Raw genomic sequence first — 2,813 nt, 5'->3', positions numbered from 1 at the left:
CGCTTCAACTGAATAAGGTCGTTGTTTTCATCAAAGCCGAATTGTAATACGTCGCCAGGTCTTAGATTGGACAGCTGCTTTTTAATATCGTTGTTGGTATTGAGTAGAGTGATCAGTAAACGGTATGAAAGGCCAATACGTTCAAATAAAACAGAGGTGCTTTCGCCAGAGCGAACGGTGTATTTCTCCCATTTGAGTACTGCCGTCGGTGGTGCGTCACTTGAGCTAACAAGTGCTGATGCACTGATCGTCAGTGGGTAGTGTTTTCCAACGACTAAAGCTCCCGTATCGTCACGTAAGCTGTTGACGTCGGGGAGTAAGAAAATAGCGATAAAAATTACGGCACTAAAAAATGCGATAAATGCCCGGTGCAAAATGGGAAGGCGTGCAAAAATAGACAACATGTTCCGGTTCGTTCTGTAAATATTATGAAAATAGACGACGGAATAGTGTAACTGGTTTCAAAATACATCGCTATTCAAGTAAGATGTCTAATTATTATATTTTTGCCAAATCTGTGGGAGTGAACAAGAATGGCGAGTATTGAAGCTGCACTAGCCGAGATCAAACGTGGCGTAGAAGAACTGATTCCAGAAGACGAACTGATTGCGAAACTAAAAGAAGGTCGTCCTTTACGCATTAAACTGGGTGCCGATCCAACCGCTCCAGATATCCACCTAGGCCATACGGTTATCTTTAACAAGCTTCGTGCTTTCCAAGAGCTTGGTCATGAAGTGACGTTCCTTATCGGTGATTTCACAGCAATGGTTGGTGATCCATCAGGTAAGAACTCAACACGTCCACCGCTAAGCCGTGAAGACGTATTGAAGAATGCTGAAACTTACAAAGAGCAAGTATTCAAGATTCTAGATCCTGCGAAAACGCAAATTCGTTTCAACTCTGAGTGGTTATCTGAGCTTGGTGCAGAAGGCATGATTCGTCTTGCTTCTAACCAAACTGTTGCTCGTATGCTTGAGCGTGATGACTTTAAAAAGCGTTACGCTGGTGGTCAACCGATCGCAATCCACGAATTCATGTACCCACTTCTTCAAGGTCACGACTCTGTTGCACTAGAGAGCGATGTTGAGCTTGGCGGTACTGACCAGAAGTTTAACCTTCTTATGGGTCGTGAACTGCAAAAAGCAGCAGGTCAAAAACCACAAGCGGTACTGATGATGCCACTACTTGTTGGTCTAGACGGCGTTAAGAAGATGTCTAAGTCTGCGCACAACTACATCGGTATCAGCGAAGCACCAAGCGAGATGTTTGGTAAGATTATGTCTATCTCTGACGATTTAATGTGGAGCTACTACGAGCTACTGTCTTTCCGTCCTCTTGAAGAAGTTGCGGAACTGAAAGCTGGCGTTGAGGCGGGCAAAAACCCTCGTGACGTGAAAGTACTTCTTGCTAAAGAGATCATTGCTCGTTTCCACAGCGAAGCCGATGCTGAAGCGGCTGAGCAAGAGTTCGTTAACCGTTTTGCTAAGAACCAAGTTCCTGATGAAATGCCTGAATTTGAATTCGAAGCCGGCCTACCGATTGCGAACGTTCTAAAAGAAGCGGGTCTTGTAAACTCGACTTCTGATGCGATGCGTATGATCAAGCAAGGCGCTGCTAAGCTTGAAGGCGAGAAGATTGAAGACAGCAAGTTTGTACCTGAAGCAGGTACTGCAGTTTACCAAGTAGGTAAGCGTAAGTTTGCTCGTATTACTATTAAGTAATAACACACATCAATAATTGAACAAAAGGCATCCACGGATGCCTTTTTTATTGACACAAAGTTGACGAAGTTTTTGAACGTGCATTGCTACACTATGCGCGCTGTCATATTGACAGTAATTTTGGAGATTTTTATGAACAATACCGACCATCCTCCTAGTTTGAATGGAGAAGAATAACCTGTCTCGGTATTGATCTATTATCCTGCCGTTCGGGTAGGGTATCTTTGTTTTCCCCCTCATTCTTTTCCACACTCTAGATTCTAACAAGTAGACACATCAGTGCTTTAAGCTCTTGGTGCGCTTAGTTGTATGTTCTTGATGTATATAGCTATACGCTCTTGGTGTACACCGCTTTATACTCTCGGGGTACTCTCTATAGGCTACTTGTTTTGATGGTCGTTACCTTTGCCAATCGGGAGATTCGCCATGACGGTAATGAACAACACTTTTTTATCTATTGAAGCTCTGTACTCAGAGCAAGACATCCAAGCTGTATCGAATGCTTTTCAACAGTACGGACGTGAGCAACAAATTAACCTTTTAAACCGAATGCCACTTGAAGATGCGGTGTTAGTGCTTGGGCAATGCTCTCTTAGTACGATTCAGACTTTACTTAGTGAGCTAGAAGAGCAGGGCTTTGAGAAGCGCTCTCGACATCTAGCTCACCAATTAGGGCTGATCTACTCAGAGGTTGAACCACAACAGGGTTACCTTTCAACTGGAGTGCTTAGCCATGTTAGGCAGCGTATCGGTTGGATTATTGCCTTAGCACTGCTGGGCATTGTCTCTGGGCTTATCATTGCTCAGTATGAAGACATTCTTAGCCAGCTAGTACTTCTGGCGATCTATATGCCGGTAATCGCTGCCGCGGGTGGCAACACAGGAACACAAGCTGCGACTTTGGTCATTAGGGCCTTAGCCACAGGGGAATTGAAGAAACGCCAGTGGGCCAACGTTCTATGGAAAGAGCTTAGAGTTGCTATCTGTTTAGCTCTTGCGATCGCCTTAGTGATGATTGGCCGAATCTTATTATTCAGTGACAACCAGTCAACGGGGGGTTACGACATTAATATGATTGCTTACGCGATTGCT

General features: G+C 44.4%; 3 protein-coding genes. 2 read left to right on the top strand and 1 reads right to left on the bottom strand.

The genetic code is table 11. The annotated features are described in order from the left end of the window. Window positions 1–404: OapA N-terminal domain-containing protein (locus tag AB4653_RS23280; protein ID WP_372105430.1), on the bottom strand; the 404-nt coding region annotated here is incomplete at its 3' end. 129 nt (window positions 405–533) lie between these two features. Here AB4653_RS23280 and tyrS point away from each other — a divergent pair. After that, window positions 534–1,721, top strand: coding sequence for a tyrosine--tRNA ligase (gene tyrS / locus AB4653_RS23275; RefSeq protein WP_004734518.1), 1,188 nt, complete (start codon window positions 534–536; stop codon window positions 1,719–1,721). Between the two features lie 426 nt (window positions 1,722–2,147). Next, on the top strand, window positions 2,148–2,813 hold a 666-nt coding region (locus tag AB4653_RS23270; protein WP_372105429.1), incomplete at its 3' end, for a magnesium transporter.

The organism is Vibrio sp. 10N.222.48.A3 (assembly GCF_041475345.1).
Lineage (GTDB): Bacteria > Pseudomonadota > Gammaproteobacteria > Enterobacterales > Vibrionaceae > Vibrio > Vibrio tasmaniensis_A.
The sequence above is the reverse complement of the archived record's forward strand: the minus strand, read 5'-3'. Positions and strand labels throughout refer to the sequence as shown.

Coding starts and splice junctions, on each gene's coding strand:
- tyrS (WP_004734518.1), top strand. CDS start 534: ATGGCGAGTATTGAAGCTGCACTAGCCGAGATCAAACGTGGCGTAGAA.